Source organism: Enterococcus lemanii (genome assembly GCF_016909125.1).
GTDB classification, from domain to species: domain Bacteria; phylum Bacillota; class Bacilli; order Lactobacillales; family Enterococcaceae; genus Enterococcus_I; species Enterococcus_I lemanii.
Genome location: NZ_JAFBFD010000021.1, coordinates 13,306 through 31,537 on the forward strand (window position 1 = coordinate 13,306; position 18,232 = coordinate 31,537).

The window sequence follows — 18,232 nt, forward strand, 5'->3', positions numbered from 1 at the left end:
ATAATCAGAAGGAGAATCATTTATGTACAAAACAATTAGTAAGTCAATGCGGCAATACAAGTTGCCGTCGTTTTTAACGATGCTTTTTTTAGCACTAGAAGTGTCTGCTGAAATATTTATTCCATTTTTGATGGCAAAAGTCTTAGACAAAGGGCTAATGAAAGGTGATATGGCCTATGTTTTAAAAATCGGAGCCTTAATGTTTGTAATTGCCTGTCTATCCATGCTTTTTGGCGCTTTAGGTGGGAAATTCTCATCAGAAGCAGCGGTTGGATTTTCAACGAATCTTCGCCATGATATTTATAAAAACATTCAAACGTTTGCTTTTGATAATATTGATAAATATTCCTCATCAAGCTTAATTACACGCTTAACAACGGATATATCAAATATTCAAATGGCCTTTCAAATGATTTTAAAAACAATTATTCGTGCGCCATTTATGATTATTTTTGCCTTTTCAATGGCTAGTTTTATTAATTTGAAACTTGCATTAACTATTTTAATTGTACTGCCAATTTTAGGGGGTGCCTTAATTGGATTAGTATTTAAGGTGCATCCTTATTTTATTGAGGTATTCAAAAAATACGATCATCTAAATCGAACAGTTCAAGAAAATATCAATGGCGTTCGGGTAGTGAAGTCATTTGTGCGTGAGGAACAAGAAATTAGTAAATTTAAACAGGCTTCGGAAGATATCAAGCAAAATTTTATGAAAGCTGAAAAAATTATTGCTTTAAACAATCCCGTCATGCAAATAGGGATCTATACGACCTTATTATTGGTTTATTGGTTTGGTGCGAAATACGTGGTCGGTGGTAGTATGACGGCTGGTGAGTTAACGAGTTTTATTACTTATATGATGCAAATTTTAAATAGCTTAATGATGATTTCGATGATTTTCGTAATGATTGTCATCTCAGAAGCTTCGATTGAGCGAGTAAGCGAAGTATTAAATGAAAAGCCAACGTTAGTTAATCCAACCAACCCAATAATGGAAATTGAAAATGGCGAAATTGAATTTAGAAATGTTCAATTTAAATACAACGATTCTTCTGAAGAAGCAGATTTATCCGAAATTAATTTAAAAATAAAATCAGGCGAAACAATAGGAATTATTGGTGGAACTGGCAGTGGAAAGAGTTCTTTAATTCAATTAATACCTAGACTCTACGACGTTTCAGCCGGTGAAGTGCTCGTTTCTGGTCGAAATGTCAAAGAATACGATCTTGTTACTTTACGTGATCAGATTGCGATGGTTTTGCAAAAAAACACGCTGTTTTCTGGTACCATTAGCGAAAATTTACGCTGGGGTGATCAGACAGCTTCTCAAACAGAAATCAAGCACATGGCCTCGTTAGCTCAAGCCGATGGTTTTGTCGAATCTTTCCCAGATGGGTATGAGACGATGTTAGACCAAGGTGGCTCAAACGTGTCAGGTGGACAAAAACAGCGCTTGACGATTGCTCGTGCACTACTTAAAAAACCAAAAATATTAATTTTGGATGATTCCACAAGTGCGGTTGATACAAAAACGGATGCCTATATTCGACGCGCTTTTAATGAAGAAATTCCAAATACGACAAAAATTATTGTTGCACAAAGAATTGCATCGATTCAAGATTCTGATCGAATTGTCGTTTTAAATGAAGGGAAAATTGATGGCATTGGGACGCATGAGGAGTTGATGGCCCAAAATGCCATTTATCAAGAAGTATATGCCTCTCAAATGAAAGGAGGAGCAGTAGATGAAAAATAAATCAATTGCCGTTACTAAAAACAGTCCTTTTAAAACGCTAGGACGAATTTTATCTTATGCGACAAAAGACTATAAATGGCGTTTGTTGGTTGTTGTTATTAGTATTATCATTAGTGCTGCAACGAATGCCATTGGAATTAGCTTTACGAAGGTTTTAATTGATGATTACATTATGCCTTTAACTTTACAAGCAAATCCGGACTTTTCTAAATTAGCTCAAACAATTGCAATGATGGCTGGATTATATTTAACGGGTGCGTTATTTGCCTATATTTATAACCGCACAATGGTTACGGTATCGCAAGGTATATTAAAAGATATTCGTGATGAAATGTTTGCGCATATGTCTAAATTACCCGTTCGCTACTTTGATGGTCACGCAACAGGCGATATTATGAGTCATTATACAAATGATATTGATACGTTAAGACAAATGATTAGTCAGTCTTTTCCACAAACATTTTCAGCACTAATTACGATTTTATCGATTGTAATTGCCATGTTTATTATTAATGTACCGATGACCATTTTTGTTTTATTAATGGTGGGTGTGATGGTATTTGTCATTCGTTTCCTAGGAAGCCGTAGTGGTCGTTACTTTTCAATTCAACAAACAGCATTAGGTTCATTAAATGGCTACGTAGAAGAGATGATTGAAGGACAAAAAGTAGTAAAAGTCTTTAATCACGAAGAAGAATCGCTCAATGACTTTAATCAATTGAATGCCACTTTACAAGAAAATGCAACAAAAGCCAATATTTATGCGAATATTTTAATGCCGATTATGGGAAATATAGGGAATATTACTTATCTATTAACGGCGGTTGTCGGCTCAATTTTTGCCATTACTGGTGTGACGGCATTGACTGTTGGTAGCATTGCTTCGTTTGTTCAATTTACGAAAAGTATTACAATGCCAATTGCTCAAATCTCGCAACAATTTAACTCCATTATTTTATCGTTAGCCGGTGCACAACGAATTTTCCAATTATTAGATGAAAAACCAGAAACGGATACCGGCACAATTGAGTTAGTAAATGTTGAAAAAGAGCCTAATGGGCAATTGAAAGAAGTAAAACAGCGAACGGGACAATGGGCTTGGAAAGAAACGCAACCAAGCCAAGTCGTATACACCGAATTAACGGGAGATGTTCGCTTTAATCATGTAACGTTTGGTTATAATCCGAATAAAACAGTCTTGCATGATATTAGTCTGTTTGCTAAACCAGGGCAAAAAATTGCTTTTGTTGGAGCGACTGGGGCAGGTAAAACAACGATTACAAACTTGATTAATCGTTTTTATGATATTCAAGAAGGAACGATTACCTATGACGGAATTGACATTAAAAAAATTAAAAAAGATGATTTGAGACGCTCTTTAGGGATTGTTTTACAAGATACGCATTTGTTTTCAGGAACGATTAAAGACAACATTCGCTATGGGAAACTTGATGCAACTGACGAAGAAATTATAGCTGCCGCTAAACTTTCGAATGCCGACTTTTTCATCCGACAATTACCAAAAGGTTATGATACCGAATTAACAGGTGATGGTGGTTCTTTATCGCAAGGGCAACGCCAATTATTAGCGATTGCTCGAGCAGCGGTTGCTAATCCGCCAGTACTGATTTTAGATGAAGCCACTTCAAGTATCGATACAAGAACAGAAAGCATTGTCCAAAGTGGGATGGATGCTTTAATGAAAGGTCGTACGGTTTTTGTAATCGCGCACAGACTTTCAACAATTCGAAATGCCGATGCGATTATTGTGATGAATCAAGGGAAAATTATTGAGCGTGGGGACCATAAGGATTTAATTGCGCAAAGAGGGGAATATTATCAACTTTATACCGGTGCAATTGAGATGGGATAAGCCAAGTATCCGCCATCATTTGATATTAGTTCTAACTAATTGATAATCATTCTCAATTATTGTATAGTATATTTAAGTCGGAAAAATGAAAGGTAGGCGTACGATGGAGATATACTGGACAAAAATTAAAGAGATTATAGACGAATCAAAAGAAGTAAAAACGTATCAGTTGGCGTGTCCGATTGACTTTACATGGGAAGCTGGAGCGCATGTTCATCTTGCTCTAAAAGGTTTTAACGAAGGAGCAAAACCAAATCGCCAATTGGTACGACACATGTCGATATCGACTTTACCAAGTGAGAATCAAATTGGCATTACGACTAGAATTAAGGAACAGCCCTCTCTTTTTAAAGCGAACTTAAATCAACTTCGTGTTGGCGATGAAGTTGCCTTATTTAAAATTCATTCCAATGTGTCGTTACTAAATAAAAATCAAAAAGTTTATTTCTTTTCTTCTGGCGTTGGGATTGCGACTTTTAGACCAATAGTATTAGATTACTTACGAAATGGAGCAGCCATTAAGAATTTGTATTCCTTGAGTATCGAATCTTCAAGAGAGTTTCTTTTCCAAGATCTCTTTCAATCTCAAGCAACAAAAAATTTCCAGGCAGAATTTGTAGACAATCGGACAAAATATTACCAGCGAGCAAATGAATTAGCATTAGATCAAACAGGTCACTATTACATTGTTGGTAGTGACGACTTTTTAAAAGAAAATATTGCAATGCTTAAAGAAAAAGGTATTTCAGAAGAGCAAATTTTTATCGATAAACGAGAACAAAAAAGACAAGAATTTTTCGCCTAAATCTTATAAAAAAAGACGTGCCGAAATGCTAGCAAGCTAGTAGCTGTTTCGGTCCGTCTTTTTTTATTCGATAATCCCTTCGTCACGGTAATACGCAATTAAGAATTTCTCTGCTAATGAGTTTGGAGCAATTGCTGCCAAACATTCGTCAATTGGAAACCAGTTTACTTGATCCACTTCTTTTTCATTTCGATAGATAGTATCATCTTCGACGGTACAAGCAAAATTCATCATTAAAGTATTACTTTTCTCAAAGTACTCACTCCGATTATAGTGGACTTTAATAGCTTTTAAGCCTACCTCTTCAAAAACTTCGCGGACAACGGTGTTTTCTGCGTTTTCACCTTGGTTAATGTAACCTGCGACTAAAATATTCTTTTTGTGATTGTACTGCTGAATCAGTAAGATTTTATCATTCGAAGTATTCTTAATAATGACGCTAACGGCAACGCTAAACACAGGAAAGCGGTAGTGTTGACAACTTGGACAATAAGGAACCAACCCTTCCTCCTCGAGCTCTTTTTCTATTAATTTTGTTCCACATTCTAAACAATATTTCATATGTAAATACCACTCCTTTTATCTATTATTACTGAAAAAAAATAAAAAAGCTACAAGACTTTTTTGTGCTTGTTTGCGATGATAATTAAGAATATCTATCAATCTCCTTTTTAAAAGTAATCAACAAAACCGTAAAATTAAAAATAAACTTGACAAACCTTGTGTTTTCTTAGTATAATCTCATAAATAAAGAAAATAATTTTAGCGTTGAATTGGTAAAGTAATTTAACTAGATATATGTTAGAGAGGGCCTCATTGGTGAAAGAGGTCTATATGGAAGTTAAGTGAAGTGCGCCAATGAGCTTATAATCGAAATTAAGTAGATTATTACGGTTGTTCCCGTTATCGAACTAGAGTATATTTGTACTTGAATTTGAGTTGGGAATTATCCTGAAAACAGAGTGGAACCGCGAAAGTTAACCTTTTGCCTCTGTGTATTTAATAAAATACACGGGGGGAAAAGGTTTTTTTTGATTAAAAGTAAATCAGACCTAGTCTGGCAAAAAAAAAGGAGGATTTTATTATGTTATACGAAAATATTACCGAGGTTATTGGTCAAACACCCTTAGTAAAGGTGAACCATAAGGAAGTAGGCTCTGCCGATATTTATGTGAAATTAGAAAGTTTTAATCCTGGTGGTAGTGTTAAAGACCGACCAGCTTATTATATGGTAAAAGATGCTGCTAAAAGAGGCTTGTTAAAACAAGGCGACACGATTATTGAAGCAACCAGTGGGAATACGGGAATTGCTTTGGCGATGATTGGGGCAGCACTGGGTTATCATGTCATCATAGTAATGCCTGATACAATGAGTATTGAAAGACGTCGAATTATTACAGCATATGGAGCAGAGTTAGTTTTAACAGAAGGAAAACTAGGAATGGCTGGCGCTGTTAGCAAGGCGGAAGCTCTGGCCAAAGAAAATGGTTATTTTACAGTGCAGCAGTTTGAAAATGAAGCCAATGTAAAATCTCATGAAGAAACAACCGCAGCTGAGTTATTAAAAGACTTAGATGGGGACATCGATGCGTTTGTAGCCGGCGTTGGGACAGGTGGGACCATTAGCGGTATTAGCAAGGTTTTAAAAGAAAAAAACACTAACATTTTAACCGTAGCTGTTCAACCGAAAAAATCGCCTGTTTTAACGGGTGGTGCTCCTGCTGGACATGGTATTCAAGGAATTGGTGCGAACTTTATTCCAGCTATTTATGATAAAGAGGTCATTGATGAGATTATTGATATGGATGAAGAGACCGCTTATCAAGCAGCACGAGATTTAGGTAAGAACGAAGGGATTTTAGTGGGCATGTCTTCTGGTGGGAACTTTGCAGCAGCCAAAGCCGTTGCTAAGCGACTTGGTGAAGGAAAAAAAGTCGTTGTCGTTTTACCAGATACAGGAGAAAGGTATTTATCAACGGTCTTATTTGCTCAAGAATAGGAGTGAGGAAATGATTCAATTTATCATCAATCTGGGAAAGGTCATTTTAGAAAAAGATCCGGCGACCCGAAGTTTAACCGAAGCGATTTTATTTTCACCTGGATTAAAAGCGCAAGTATATCACCGTTTGGCTCATCATTTATATAATAACGGACATTTCTTTTTTGCTAGATTGCTTTCTCATCGAAGCCGTAGAGAGACCGGGATTGAAATTCATCCCGGTGCTGTTATCGGTCGTGGTTTATTTATCGACCATGGGATGGGAGTTGTTATTGGTCAAACAGCAATTGTCGGAAATGATGTTACTTTATTTCATGGTGTCACACTTGGTGGTGTTGGTGGTGATCAAAAAGCTAAAAGACATCCAACGGTTGAAGATGGTGCGATGATTGGTGCTGGTGCAAAAATTTTGGGGAATGTAACAATCGGCAAAGAAGCCAAAATTGGTGCGAATGCGGTCGTTTTAAAAGATGTTCCGGCCTATTCAACAGCAGTTGGTGTTCCAGCTAGAATCATAAAAGAAAAAGAAAAAGCTTACTTATATGTAATTTAAACAAAAAAGGTAGTAGAAGGAGATAAAACAACTTCTACTACCTTTTTTGTTTGAAAATGTTTGAAATACCAACAAAAAATTGTTGCTACCAAAAAATAAGCTATAATAAAGAAAAATAAAAAAATAGAGGTGGCATTTTGAATAAATACGAGCGTTTAGAAGAAATTATTAAAATGGTAAATCAAAAAGGAACCGTTCGCACTTCAGAAATTGTTGAGGCACTAGGAGTAACGGATATGACTGTGCGAAGAGATTTAGCTGAATTAGAAGAGCAAGGGGCTTTAAAAAAGATTCACGGGGGGGCGCGAAGTAATACTGCTTTTCAATATAAGGAAGCTTCCCATAAAGAAAAACACACTTACAATATAGAAGCAAAACAAGCGATCGCCCTAAAAGCAGTTGAATTAATTGAGGAAGGGGATACTTTGTTTTTAGGTCCAGGAACGACAGTTGAATTTTTAGCTACACAAATTTACCAACAAACATTGTCTGTCGTCACAAATTGCTTACCTGTTTTTAATTTATTGTTTCAAAAAACAACGGAATCTTTTCGAGTGTATCTTTTAGGTGGGGAAATGCGTCAAGTGACAGAATCTTTTGTCGGAGAAATTACCAATACTAGTTTAGAAAAAATGCGTTTTAGTAAGATGTTTTTTAGTGGAAATGGGGTAAAAGATGGAGAGGTCATGACTTCTTCGGTAGGGGAATCGTACACACAACGCTTAGCTTTAAAGCATTCTGTCGAAAAATATTTATTAATTGATTCTTCAAAGGTTGGTAAAGAAGACTTCACGGCTTTTTGCCATTTAAGTGATTTGACGGCAGTTGTAACCGATGACTTAGATGAAGAAAAAAGAAAAAAATTAGCAAATTATACCGAAGTAATTTATTAAGCAAGCCGTTATACTTTCTATTTCTAGTTCCATTATTGGCTTTAAACATTCAAATAAACAAAAACAAACAAAAAGTGTTTACTTTTTGTTTGTTTTTGTTTATAATGTGTTTGTAATCAATAAGCTACTAACAAAGTAATCAAAAAAAGTTGGGAGGAAGTAAAGTGAAAATTATAATTGGAGCAGATACCGCGGGGAAACAATTAAAAGAAACGTTGAAGCAATATTTAATTGAAAATAATTATGAAGTGTTTGATGTCAGCGAGGGTTCAGAAAAAGATTTTGTGGAAACAACATTAGCTATTGCTCAAAAAGTGAAGGAATGTGAGCAAAATTTAGGGATTGCCATTGATGCTTATGGAGTAGGGAGTTTTATGGTCGCGACAAAAATCAAAGGAATGATTGCAGCTGAAGTTTCTGATGAACGATCCGCTTACATGACTCGAGGACACAATAATGCACGCATGATTACTCTAGGTTCAGAAATAGTTGGTGAAGGACTTGCTAAAAATATTGTTAAAGCTTTTGTAACAGGAACTTACGATGGCGGACGTCATCAAATTCGTGTGGACATGTTGAATAAAATGGGTTGTTAAAGAAAAGAAAGTGGAGGAAAACAAAATGAAAATTGCGATTGGATGCGACCATATTGTTACAGATACAAAAATAAAAGTCTCAGATTTTTTAAAGTCACTTGGCCATGAAGTACTTGATTTTGGAACTTATGATTTTACGCGTACGCATTACCCGCTTTATGGAAAAAAAGTTGGCGAGGCAGTTGCCAGTGGTGCAGCAGATTTAGGTGTTTGTATTTGTGGAACAGGTGTTGGAATCAACAATGCAGTTAACAAAGTGCCTGGTATACGATCCGCGTTAGTTCGTGATATGACGTCGGCTTTATACGCTAAAGAAGAATTAAATGCGAATGTGATCGGTTTTGGCGGAAAAATTATAGGTGAGTTATTGATGTGTGATATTATTGAAGCTTTTATTGCAGCAGAATATTTAGAGACACCAGAAAACAAACAGTTAATTGAAAAAATCAAACACATTGAAACGTCGAACCAAAATCAAAATGCACCTGATTTTTTTGCTGAATTTTTACAAAAATGGGATCGCGGCGAATACAATGATTAAAAATATTAAACTGAATCAAATCTAGTTCTAGAAAATAAACATAGCGAGGGATATTAAAATGGGATTAACAAAAGAAAAACGCCAATACTTGGAGAAAGTCAGCACCGGACAAGGCTATATTTCTGCTTTAGCTTTTGATCAAAGAGGTGCATTAAAGAAAATGATGGCTCAGTATCAAACCCAAGAGCCTACCGTTGCACAAATGGAAGAGTTAAAAGTACTTGTTTCAGAAGAATTGACTCCTTATGCTTCTTCAATTTTACTAGATCCAGAATATGGGTTGCCCGCAGCTGAGGCTCGTGCGAAAACAGCAGGTCTTTTACTAGCTTATGAAAAGACAGGTTATGATACAAATTCAACGAGTCGTTTACCGGATTGTTTAGTTGAATGGTCTGTCAAACGTTTAAAAGAACAAGGTGCCGAAGCTTTGAAATTTTTACTTTATTATGATGTCGATGGGGATGCTTTTGTGAATTTACAAAAACAAGCTTATATTGAACGAATTGGTTCTGAATGTACGGCAGAAGGGCTACCATTCTTTTTAGAGATTTTAACTTATGATGAAAAAATAGCGGATAACGCAAGTTTAGATTTTGCTAAAATCAAGCCAAGGAAAGTCAATGAAGCCATGAAAGTTTTTTCAAATCATCGTTTTGGTGTCGATGTTTTAAAAGTTGAAGTGCCCGTGAATATGAATTACGTGGCTGGTTTTAATCAAGGTGAAATCGCTTACTCGAAAGAAGAAGCGGTGCAATATTTCCGTGAACAAGAAGCTTCGTCTCATTTGCCTTATATCTACTTAAGCGCAGGTGTAAGTTCGAAACTATTTCAAGAAACACTTGTTTTTGCAAAAGAAGCAGGCGCGCAGTTCAATGGTGTTTTATGTGGGCGAGCAACATGGGCCGGAGTTGTGCCAGTTTATATAAAAGAAGGTAAAGCGGCTGCTCGTCAATGGTTACAGACAACTGGGAAAAAACAAATTAATGAATTAAATGCCGTGATTGAAAAAACAGCAACATCATGGCTGAATAAAATTTAAAAAAATAATTGGGGTGGATAAAATGAATCGGGAAGAAATTACTTTATTAGGTTTTGAAATTGTTTCTTATGCTGGTGATGCGCGTTCTAAATTGATGGACGCGTTAAAGGCAGCACAAGAAGGCAATTATATAGAAGCAGAAGAACTAGTAGAAGCGGCTAACACGTGTATTGTCGATGCGCATCGTGCTCAAACAAGCTTGCTTCAAAAAGAAGCCGCGGGTGAAGATTTAGCTTTTAGTGTAACTTTAATGCATGGACAAGACCATTTAATGACAACGCTTTTATTGAAAGATCTGATGAAACACATGATTGAACTTTATAAACGAGGGGAGTAAGTGCCAATGAATGCGTTAATTGCACAAATTGAAAAAGGAAAGCCTTTTTTTGAAAAAGTTTCTAGAAATATTTATTTACGTGCCATTCGAGATGGATTTATTGCAGGAATGCCAGTCATTTTATTTTCGAGTATTTTTCTACTAATTGCATACGTTCCCAATATCTTTGGCTATACTTGGCCGAGTAACATTGAGGCGTTTATTATGAAGCCTTATGGTTATACAATGGGAATTATTGCATTATTGGTTGCAGGTACAACGGCAAAATCTTTAACAGATGCGATGAATCGAAAATTAGAAAGTACGAATCAGATTAACTTTTTATCAACGATGTTAGCAGCGATTTCTGGATTGCTTTTATTAGCTTCCGATTCAATTGATGGAGGATTTGCGAATGGATTTTTAGGGACCAAAGGCTTACTAACGGCTTTTTTAGCTGCTTTTATTACCGTGAACATTTATCATTTTTGTGTGAAAAACAATGTCACGATTCGAATGCCTGAAGAAGTACCACCTAATATTTCTCAAGTCTTTAAAGACGTAATTCCTTTTGCTTTATCAATTTTAAGTTTGTATGTATTGGATGTTATTTTTAGAAGTTTCCTTGGCAGTGGCGTAGCTGAAGGGATTGGTAAATTTTTCGAACCCTTATTTACAGCAGCCGATGGTTATCTAGGCATTACTATCATTTTTGGGGCGTATGCGTTATTTTGGTTTGTCGGTATTCATGGCCCGTCAATTGTTGAGCCAGCCATTGCGGCAATCACTTATGCGAATATTGAAACAAACTTCCAACTATTACAAGCTGGTGAGCATGCGAATAAGATTTTGACTTCTGGGACCCAAATGTTTATTGTAACGATGGGTGGGACAGGTGCGACGTTAGTGGTTCCGTTTATGTTCATGTGGTTAACTAAATCAAAACGCAACAAAGCAATTGGCCGTGCATCGGTCGTACCAACTTTTTTCGGAGTGAATGAACCCATTTTATTCGGTGCACCCATTGTTTTAAATCCGATCTTTTTTGTTCCTTTTGTTTTAACGCCAATTGTGAATGTCTGGGTTTTTAAATTTTTTGTGGACGTTTTAGGGATGAATAGCTTTAGTGTGAACTTACCATGGACGACGCCAGGTCCACTTGGTATTATCATGGGAACTGGCTTTGGTTTATGGTCGTTTGTTTTAGCGATTGCTTTAATTGCGATTGATGTGGTCATTTATTATCCTTTTGTTCGAGTTTATGATGAACAAGTTTTAGCGGAAGAAAAATTAAATGTCGACTCAGAAGCATTGAACCCAGTATCAGCGAAAGAAATAACACCATCTGAAGAAACCATAGCTGTTGCGCCTTCGTTTGCGAGTGAAACAAGCGTATTAGTTTTGTGTGCGGGTGGTGGAACAAGTGGGTTGTTGGCAAATGCCTTAAACAAAGCTGCAAAAGAATATGATGCACCCGTTAAAGCAGCCGCAGGTAGTTATGGGGCGCATATGGATATTTTAAAAGATTTCCAACTTGTCATTTTAGCACCTCAAGTCGCTTCCAACTATGAAGACATTAAACAAGATACCGATCGCTTAGGCGTAAAATTAGTCAAAACACAAGGCGGAGAATACATTAAATTAACCCGCGATGGTCAAGGAGCGCTTGCTTTTGTTCAAGAGCAATTTAAAAATTAGATAGGAGCGTATAAATTGAAAAAATTACCAATAGATTTTATTTTTGGCGGTGCGACAGCCGCTTACCAAGCTGAAGGTGCAACGCAATCAGATGGTAAGGGACGAGTTGCTTGGGATACTTATTTAGAAGAAAATTACTGGTATACTGCTGAACCCGCGAGTGACTTTTATAATCGTTATCCAGTTGATTTAAAACTATGCGAAGAGTTTGGTGTGAATGGTATTCGAATTTCGATTGCTTGGTCTCGTATTTTCCCAACGGGGTTTGGTGAAGTCAACCAAAAAGGAGTCGAATACTACCACAAATTATTTGCAGAATGTAAAAAACGACAAGTAGAGCCTTTTGTTACGTTGCATCATTTTGACACACCAGAAACACTCCACTCAAATGGTGATTTTTTAAATCGTGAGAATATTAATCATTTTGTAACCTATGCCGAATTTTGTTTTAAAGAATTTTCAGAGGTCAATTATTGGACGACATTTAATGAAATCGGCCCAATCGGTGACGGTCAATACTTAGTTGGAAAATTTCCACCAGGGATTAAGTATGATTTTGCAAAAGTTTTTCAGTCGCATCATAATATGATGGTTGCCCACGCACGCGCTGTGAACCACTTTAAAGAGGCGGGTTATCTGGGTGAAATTGGTGTTGTTCATGCATTGCCTACGAAATATCCTTATAATCCAAATAATCCAGCTGATGTTCGTGCAGCGGAATTAGAAGATATTATCCATAATAAGTTTATTTTAGATGCGACTTATTTAGGAGAATACTCGGCAGAAACGATGGCCGGTGTCGCGCATATTTTAGCGGTCAATGGGGGCTCATTAGATTTACGTGAAGAAGATTTCGCGATTTTAAAGCAAGCTAAAGATCGCAATGATTTCCTAGGGATTAATTATTACATGAGTGATTGGATGCGTGAATTTGATGGTGAAACAGAAATTACGCATAATTCGACCGGAGACAAAGGCGGTTCTAAATATCAACTTAAAGGAATTGGAAGACGCGAGTTTGACGTGGACGTCCCTCGAACGGATTGGGATTGGATGATTTATCCAAAAGGACTCTACGATCAAATAATGCGTGTAGTAAAAGAATACCCAAATTATAAAAAAATCTATATTACTGAAAATGGACTTGGTTACAAAGACGAGTTTATAGATGGGACTGTTTACGATGATGCACGTATTGATTATGTAAAACAGCATCTGGAAGTCATTGCTGATGCGATTGCAGATGGGGCAAACGTAAAAGGTTATTTCTTATGGTCACTAATGGATGTCTTTTCTTGGTCAAATGGCTATGAAAAACGTTATGGTTTATTTTATGTTGATTTTAACACACAAGAGCGCTACCCTAAAAAAAGTGCTTATTGGTATAAACAGTTAGCAAAAACACAATTAATTGAATAATTCAAAAAATGAGGCTCAAATTTGCGAATCATTTCAAAAATGATTGCAACATTTGAGCCTTTATTTGTTGTAAATCATAATAATGAACCGAAGTGATTGACTTTATTGGATAAGTTTGTTATTTTATCAAGCGTTGGTGTTTTATTTTCCAATAGTATATATAGTAGTTAGGGAGATAGTTATGAAAGAAACAAAAGTAAAAGTAGTTGTCGCGGATCCTTCTGCATTAGGTTTGTTTGGTTTAGCAATTGTGACACTTGTTGCTTCTTCTCAAAAATTAGGATTCACTTCTGGTGTCTCACTTGTGTTACCTTGGGCGATTTTTCTAGGAGCCTCTGCACAATTGATGGCGTCAATTAATGATTTTAAACACAATAATACCTTTGGGGCGACAGCTTTTGGCGCTTATGCCTTTTTCTGGTATGCAATGGGGTTTGCTTGGCTGGAGCAAAGTGGTGTTTTTGGAGAAACGTTGGCTACCCAAGCCGATACCAAACAAATGGGGATGGCGTTTTTAGGTTATTTAATTTTCACTTTATTTATGACAATTGGTGCCATGGAAACACATAAAGTTTTATTTACAATTTTTGTTTTAATTGACTTTTTATTCCTTGGGCTAGCCGCTTCTTCTTTTGGGATTATGGAACACGCTATGCATCAACTAGCAGCGTATTCTGAATTAGCAATTGCCATTGTTTCTTTTTATGGTTGTGGTGCTGCTGTTTTAAATACACATTTTGAAAGAGAATTTTTACCAGTCGGAAAACCATTTGGTATTTTTAAAAAATAATCTTTAAAAAGACTTCTGATTCATTTCAGAAGTCTTTTTTGCATCTTAGAGCGAATATTAGTATAATGATAATGTTTTTTGAGGCTTCTTAAGTGAAAGGAATCAATGAAATGGAGAAAAATAAATGACGAATAATTTTTGGGCAGATTTACCAAAACCCTTTTTTATTTTAGCACCAATGGAAGACGTGACGGATGTTGTTTTTCGTCACGTAGTCAAAGCAGCAGGCGCACCAGATGTTTTTTTTACGGAGTTTGCTAACTCTGATAGTTTTTGTCATGTAGAAGGGAAAGATAGCGTTCGAGGACGTTTATTCTTTACTGAAGATGAACAGCCCATGGTTGCTCATATATGGGGCGATAACCCTGTTCATTTTAAAGAAATGAGTATTCGTTTAGCTGAGATGGGCTTTAAAGGAATCGATTTAAACATGGGTTGTCCCGTACCAAATGTAGCTGGGCGTGGGAAAGGCAGCGGGTTAATCTTAAGACCAGATGTCGCGGCAGAATTGATCCAAGCAGCCAAAGCCGGGGGACTACCAGTCAGTGTTAAAACGCGGATTGGTTATAGCGATGTTGCGGAGTTAGAAGCATGGATTCGTCATCTTTTAAAGCAAAAGATTGCGAATTTATCCATTCACTTGCGAACAAGAAAAGAAATGAGTAAGGTCGCGGCTCACTGGGATATGATTCCGCAAATTATGGCCATTCGCGATGAAGTTGCGCCAGCTACTCTGATTACGATTAATGGTGATATTCCTGATCGTCAAACAGGATTAGAATTAGCTAGACAATATGGTGTGGATGGGATTATGATTGGTCGCGGAATTTTTAAAAATCCATATGCTTTTGAAAAAGAAGCGAAAGCACACACAAGTCAAGAATTACTTGGTTTATTACGCATGCAACTAGACTTACAAGACGAGTATGCAGAGTTAATCCCGCGTTCAATTGTAGGCCTTCATCGTTTTTTTAAGATTTATGTTAAGGGGTTCCCGGGTGCAAGTGACTTGCGTGTAAGCTTAATGAACACGAAATCAACAGATGAAGTACGCGCAATTTTAGATGATTTTCACAACGAAAAAGAAAAGGAGAATGAAGATGACATTTGAAGAGATACTTCCACAATTAAAGCAAGGGGCAAAAATTATTCGTTCAGGTTGGAGTGGCTTTGAATTATACGTTACTTTAGTGACGGAAGACGTATTTGATGGGTGCCCGGTTACGCCCTATTTTTTAATTAAAACATCTGATGAAGGATTCTCAAGCTTTGCACCGACTGTTTGTGATATTTTAGCGAATGATTGGGAAATTGTTCAAGAATGAGTGAATTTAAACAAAAAATTGTTTTTGTAACAGGAGCGGCTTCAGGGATCGGCCAGGCACAAGCCAAAGCTTTTTTAGAAGAAGGTGCTTATGTTTTTGGCGTCGATTGTCAAAAAGATTTTGGTTTGTTAACTAGTTACAATACCTTTCAAAGTTATACCGGTGATTTGAGTCAATTCATTGTATGCCAAACCGCTGTTAAAGTTTGCCAGCAAGCGTTTGGTACGATTGATATCTTATTAAATACCGCGGGAGTTTTAGATGACTATCGGAATTTAGAGGATACTTCCCTTGACTTATGGCATCGAATTCTAGCGACTAATTTAAATAGTATGTTTTATTTAACTAAATTATGGTTACCTTCGATGCTAGAAAAAGAGACGGCCACAATCATAAATATGGCATCGATTGCGGGTCTTGTTGCAGGTGGTGGTGGAATGGCTTATACGACCTCAAAACATGCGATTGTTGGATTTACAAAACAATTGGCTCTTGATTATGCAGACAAAGGCCTTCATGTGAATGCGATTGCTCCAGGCGCAATTCAAACGCCAATGAATGCGGCAGATTTTTTAGGAGACGCTGAAATGGCTAAAAAGGTCGCAGAAGAAACACCTGTCAAACGTTGGGCGTTGCCTGAAGAAGTGGCTCAATTGACGTTGTTCTTAGCTAGTACTCGTGCGAGTTATTTACAAGGGAATATCGTTCCAATTGATGGTGGTTGGCTTTTAAAATAAAAGACTAGGCAAGCAAAAGAAAATTCGGTATGATAATGGCTAGTGGTCCAGGCCACACTACGGCACTTCAATCCTTTGGCCGTAGTTATTAACGAGGGAAACCTTGTAAAGGAGAAATTTAAATGAATTTAAAAGAAACAAAAGTAACACGCACTTTAAGTATATCTGAGACAACAAAAATGGCATTGGTGACAAGTTTATACATTGTGATTACTGTCTTTTTATCCGTCATTAGTTTTGGCGTTGTCCAAATTCGATTATCGGAAATGTTTAACTATTTAGCATTGTATAATCGCCGCTATATTTGGTCAGTTACTCTAGGGGTAGCTATCGCCAATTTTGCATCGCCAAACGGCTTAATTGACGTTTTTGTCGGTAGTGTTGGAACGTTTGTTGTCTTGATCGTTAACCAGCAATTGACTAAAAAAATCCCGAATATGAAGTATAAAATGCTTGTAACCGCGCTCGTCTTTTCTTTTTCAATGTTTACGGTATCCGCACAATTAACGGTGCTTTATCAATTGCCGTTTTTTTACAACTGGCTAATTATTGGAATTGGAGAACTTATTTCAATGAGTATCGGTGGTATTCTTATTTACTGGATAAGCAAAAAAATAGATTTAACCAAATAAAAACGACAAACCGCTCCTCTAGATTGAAGGATGAGCGGTTTTAATTGATGCGTCAAAAATTTTCAAACAAAAAAGGAGACCAAACATGCAAGGTTATAATTTGATACTCGTTTATAATCCAACAATGGAAAAAATTGTTTTTTGTCAACGTGTAAAAGAACCATACTTAGGGCTTCGTAATTTACCAGGTGGGAAAATTGAAGAAAAAGAACCAGGCCTTCAAGCCGCTTACCGAGAACTAAAGGAAGAGACGGGGATCTGCCCAACACAAATCAAACTGCATCATTTGATGGATTTTACTTATCATATGCAAAATTGTTATATAGAAGTTTATGTGGGGCGTCTAAAAAAAGAAGTCACTCTGATTGATGAAATTCACCCCCTTTATTGGTCGGATCTAACGCCTGATTTTTTTGATCAAGCCCTTTTTGCAGGCGAGGGGAATATCGGACATATTATTGCGCAAGTCGATTTTATTAAAGATCATCTATAAAGTTTTTTGGAGAAAGAACCTCATAAAAAGTCTTTGAAATCGCTTAATTAAGGCATGTATGCTAGAATAAAGGTAATAAAAATATTTTGTCACACGTTGCTTTTTTGTCTTTTATTAGTTATTTTAAGCCCATTTTTAGGAGAACTCAATGGTATTTTTGGCTGTTTTTTTAACCATAGACGATGGGAGGAGAAAAGCAATGAAAAAGAAAAGGTTAGTTTTGATGATGGTGCTTGTCAGTAGCTTGTTGGTAGGGTGTGGGACGAAAAAAGAAACAAATAACGTGAAAATTACGCCAGGCGAAGTCAAGGTTGAGACAAAAGAGGGCGAAAAGGCGATAATTAAAACCGGAAAAGATGGCGAAGGTACAATTAAAATTGAGGGCGAAGATGCGGACGGCAATAAGAAGAATATCGAGTTTTTTTCAGACTCAAAATTACCGGATGATTTTCCAAAAGAAATTCCGATTCCTAAAAAAGCTAAAATTTTAACATCTAATAAAGTTTTGACGGATGAAGGACAAATGCTGCAAGTTGTTTATGAAATAAATGAAAAAGAAATGAATTTAGAAGCAGTGACACAATTATACCGCGATTTTTTAACAAAGAACGATTATAAGATAGAATTAGAAATGACGGTTAATGAAATGATGCAAATTACTGCAACAAAGGAAGAAAAAATATTTTTTCAAATTTCTGTCGCACAAGAAGAAGGCCAATTGATAAAGGTTTCTTTAATGCTAACGCAAGGCATTTGAAGCGGCT

At 36.6% G+C, this 18,232-nt stretch carries 20 protein-coding genes and 1 other annotated feature; of the genes, 19 read left to right on the forward strand and 1 reads right to left on the reverse strand.

Going from position 1 to position 18,232, the window contains the following annotated elements:
* Positions 1–22 precede the first annotated feature (22 nt).
* The 3 genes from JOD14_RS07185 to JOD14_RS07195 all read left to right on the forward strand — a co-directional run bounded on the left by JOD14_RS07185 (position 23) and on the right by JOD14_RS07195 (position 4,437).
* Positions 23–1,759: an ABC transporter ATP-binding protein gene (locus tag JOD14_RS07185; protein ID WP_204654162.1), complete on the forward strand. Its 1,737-nt coding sequence runs from the start codon at positions 23–25 to the stop codon at positions 1,757–1,759.
* Entirely contained in the window at positions 1,749–3,632 is a 1,884-nt protein-coding gene (locus JOD14_RS07190) for an ABC transporter ATP-binding protein (protein ID WP_204654163.1), read from the forward strand. The genes JOD14_RS07185 and JOD14_RS07190 overlap by 11 nt, the downstream gene beginning before the upstream one ends.
* A gap of 103 nt (positions 3,633–3,735) precedes the next feature.
* The gene (locus JOD14_RS07195; RefSeq protein ID WP_204654164.1) at positions 3,736–4,437 is read left to right on the forward strand and encodes an FAD-dependent oxidoreductase; all 702 of its coding nucleotides are present in this window, start codon (positions 3,736–3,738) and stop codon (positions 4,435–4,437) included.
* A gap of 63 nt (positions 4,438–4,500) precedes the next feature.
* Here the strand turns inward: JOD14_RS07195 and JOD14_RS07200 are convergent, their stop codons facing one another.
* Positions 4,501–4,998 carry an NAD(+) diphosphatase gene (locus JOD14_RS07200; RefSeq protein ID WP_204654165.1) on the reverse strand — a complete coding sequence of 166 codons (498 nt, stop codon included), beginning with the start codon at positions 4,996–4,998 and terminating at the stop codon, positions 4,501–4,503.
* 198 nt (positions 4,999–5,196) lie between these two features.
* Positions 5,197–5,433, forward strand: a binding site (T-box leader).
* Between the two features lie 88 nt (positions 5,434–5,521).
* Between JOD14_RS07200 and cysK the strand changes: the two genes are divergently transcribed.
* The 16 genes from cysK to JOD14_RS07280 all read left to right on the forward strand — a co-directional run bounded on the left by cysK (position 5,522) and on the right by JOD14_RS07280 (position 18,225).
* Positions 5,522–6,436, forward strand: a complete 915-nt coding sequence (gene cysK / locus JOD14_RS07205) for a cysteine synthase A (protein ID WP_239576135.1) — start codon at positions 5,522–5,524, stop codon at positions 6,434–6,436.
* Between the two features lie 10 nt (positions 6,437–6,446).
* The gene (epsC, locus tag JOD14_RS07210; protein ID WP_204654166.1) at positions 6,447–6,989 is read left to right on the forward strand and encodes a serine O-acetyltransferase EpsC; all 543 of its coding nucleotides are present in this window, start codon (positions 6,447–6,449) and stop codon (positions 6,987–6,989) included.
* A gap of 137 nt (positions 6,990–7,126) precedes the next feature.
* On the forward strand, positions 7,127–7,882 hold the full coding sequence (locus tag JOD14_RS07215; protein WP_204654167.1) for a DeoR/GlpR family DNA-binding transcription regulator: 756 nt from the start codon (positions 7,127–7,129) through the stop codon (positions 7,880–7,882).
* A 164-nt stretch (positions 7,883–8,046) separates the two neighbouring features.
* Complete coding sequence (lacA, locus tag JOD14_RS07220) at positions 8,047–8,478, forward strand: galactose-6-phosphate isomerase subunit LacA (RefSeq protein ID WP_204654168.1); 432 nt, start codon at positions 8,047–8,049, stop codon at positions 8,476–8,478.
* 25 nt (positions 8,479–8,503) lie between these two features.
* Positions 8,504–9,019, forward strand: a complete 516-nt coding sequence (lacB, locus tag JOD14_RS07225) for a galactose-6-phosphate isomerase subunit LacB (RefSeq protein WP_204654169.1) — start codon at positions 8,504–8,506, stop codon at positions 9,017–9,019.
* Positions 9,020–9,077: 58 nt separating this feature from the next.
* Positions 9,078–10,058 (forward strand): tagatose-bisphosphate aldolase, encoded by a 981-nt coding sequence (gene lacD, locus JOD14_RS07230; protein ID WP_204654170.1) that lies wholly within the window; start codon positions 9,078–9,080, stop codon positions 10,056–10,058.
* Positions 10,059–10,080: 22 nt separating this feature from the next.
* Positions 10,081–10,395 carry a PTS lactose/cellobiose transporter subunit IIA gene (locus tag JOD14_RS07235; RefSeq protein ID WP_204654171.1) on the forward strand — a complete coding sequence of 105 codons (315 nt, stop codon included), beginning with the start codon at positions 10,081–10,083 and terminating at the stop codon, positions 10,393–10,395.
* A 6-nt stretch (positions 10,396–10,401) separates the two neighbouring features.
* Positions 10,402–12,072: a lactose-specific PTS transporter subunit EIIC gene (locus JOD14_RS07240; RefSeq protein ID WP_204654172.1), complete on the forward strand. Its 1,671-nt coding sequence runs from the start codon at positions 10,402–10,404 to the stop codon at positions 12,070–12,072.
* A 15-nt stretch (positions 12,073–12,087) separates the two neighbouring features.
* The gene (lacG, locus tag JOD14_RS07245; protein WP_204654173.1) at positions 12,088–13,491 is read left to right on the forward strand and encodes a 6-phospho-beta-galactosidase; all 1,404 of its coding nucleotides are present in this window, start codon (positions 12,088–12,090) and stop codon (positions 13,489–13,491) included.
* 181 nt (positions 13,492–13,672) lie between these two features.
* A complete protein-coding gene (locus JOD14_RS07250) occupies positions 13,673–14,281 on the forward strand; it encodes an acetate uptake transporter (protein WP_204654174.1) in 609 nt (202 codons plus the stop codon).
* Between the two features lie 124 nt (positions 14,282–14,405).
* Complete coding sequence (locus tag JOD14_RS07255) at positions 14,406–15,392, forward strand: tRNA dihydrouridine synthase (RefSeq protein WP_204654175.1); 987 nt, start codon at positions 14,406–14,408, stop codon at positions 15,390–15,392.
* Complete coding sequence (locus JOD14_RS07260; protein ID WP_204654176.1) at positions 15,382–15,606, forward strand: DUF2829 domain-containing protein; 225 nt, start codon at positions 15,382–15,384, stop codon at positions 15,604–15,606. The genes JOD14_RS07255 and JOD14_RS07260 overlap by 11 nt, the downstream gene beginning before the upstream one ends.
* Positions 15,603–16,343, forward strand: coding sequence for a 3-oxoacyl-ACP reductase (locus JOD14_RS07265; RefSeq protein WP_204654177.1), 741 nt, complete (start codon positions 15,603–15,605; stop codon positions 16,341–16,343). Before JOD14_RS07260 ends, JOD14_RS07265 begins: the two co-directional genes overlap by 4 nt.
* A gap of 122 nt (positions 16,344–16,465) precedes the next feature.
* Entirely contained in the window at positions 16,466–16,975 is a 510-nt protein-coding gene (locus JOD14_RS07270; RefSeq protein WP_204654178.1) for a QueT transporter family protein, read from the forward strand.
* Positions 16,976–17,060: 85 nt separating this feature from the next.
* Positions 17,061–17,468 (forward strand): NUDIX hydrolase, encoded by a 408-nt coding sequence (locus JOD14_RS07275; RefSeq protein WP_204654179.1) that lies wholly within the window; start codon positions 17,061–17,063, stop codon positions 17,466–17,468.
* A 199-nt stretch (positions 17,469–17,667) separates the two neighbouring features.
* Positions 17,668–18,225, forward strand: a complete 558-nt coding sequence (locus JOD14_RS07280; RefSeq protein WP_204654180.1) for a hypothetical protein — start codon at positions 17,668–17,670, stop codon at positions 18,223–18,225.
* Positions 18,226–18,232 lie beyond the last annotated feature (7 nt).

Excerpts from the sequence above, each read along its gene's own strand:
- JOD14_RS07185 (WP_204654162.1), top strand. The coding sequence starts at position 23 with ATGTACAAAACAATTAGTAAGTCAATGCGGCAATACAAGTTGCCGTCG.
- JOD14_RS07190 (WP_204654163.1), top strand. The coding sequence starts at position 1,749 with ATGAAAAATAAATCAATTGCCGTTACTAAAAACAGTCCTTTTAAAACG.
- JOD14_RS07195 (WP_204654164.1), top strand. The coding sequence starts at position 3,736 with ATGGAGATATACTGGACAAAAATTAAAGAGATTATAGACGAATCAAAA.
- JOD14_RS07200 (WP_204654165.1), bottom strand. The coding sequence starts at position 4,998 with ATGAAATATTGTTTAGAATGTGGAACAAAATTAATAGAAAAAGAGCTC.
- cysK (WP_239576135.1), top strand. The coding sequence starts at position 5,522 with ATGTTATACGAAAATATTACCGAGGTTATTGGTCAAACACCCTTAGTA.
- epsC (WP_204654166.1), top strand. The coding sequence starts at position 6,447 with ATGATTCAATTTATCATCAATCTGGGAAAGGTCATTTTAGAAAAAGAT.
- lacB (WP_204654169.1), top strand. The coding sequence starts at position 8,504 with ATGAAAATTGCGATTGGATGCGACCATATTGTTACAGATACAAAAATA.
- lacD (WP_204654170.1), top strand. The coding sequence starts at position 9,078 with ATGGGATTAACAAAAGAAAAACGCCAATACTTGGAGAAAGTCAGCACC.
- JOD14_RS07235 (WP_204654171.1), top strand. The coding sequence starts at position 10,081 with ATGAATCGGGAAGAAATTACTTTATTAGGTTTTGAAATTGTTTCTTAT.
- JOD14_RS07240 (WP_204654172.1), top strand. The coding sequence starts at position 10,402 with ATGAATGCGTTAATTGCACAAATTGAAAAAGGAAAGCCTTTTTTTGAA.
- JOD14_RS07250 (WP_204654174.1), top strand. The coding sequence starts at position 13,673 with ATGAAAGAAACAAAAGTAAAAGTAGTTGTCGCGGATCCTTCTGCATTA.
- JOD14_RS07255 (WP_204654175.1), top strand. The coding sequence starts at position 14,406 with ATGACGAATAATTTTTGGGCAGATTTACCAAAACCCTTTTTTATTTTA.
- JOD14_RS07260 (WP_204654176.1), top strand. The coding sequence starts at position 15,382 with ATGACATTTGAAGAGATACTTCCACAATTAAAGCAAGGGGCAAAAATT.
- JOD14_RS07265 (WP_204654177.1), top strand. The coding sequence starts at position 15,603 with ATGAGTGAATTTAAACAAAAAATTGTTTTTGTAACAGGAGCGGCTTCA.
- JOD14_RS07270 (WP_204654178.1), top strand. The coding sequence starts at position 16,466 with ATGAATTTAAAAGAAACAAAAGTAACACGCACTTTAAGTATATCTGAG.
- JOD14_RS07275 (WP_204654179.1), top strand. The coding sequence starts at position 17,061 with ATGCAAGGTTATAATTTGATACTCGTTTATAATCCAACAATGGAAAAA.
- JOD14_RS07280 (WP_204654180.1), top strand. The coding sequence starts at position 17,668 with ATGAAAAAGAAAAGGTTAGTTTTGATGATGGTGCTTGTCAGTAGCTTG.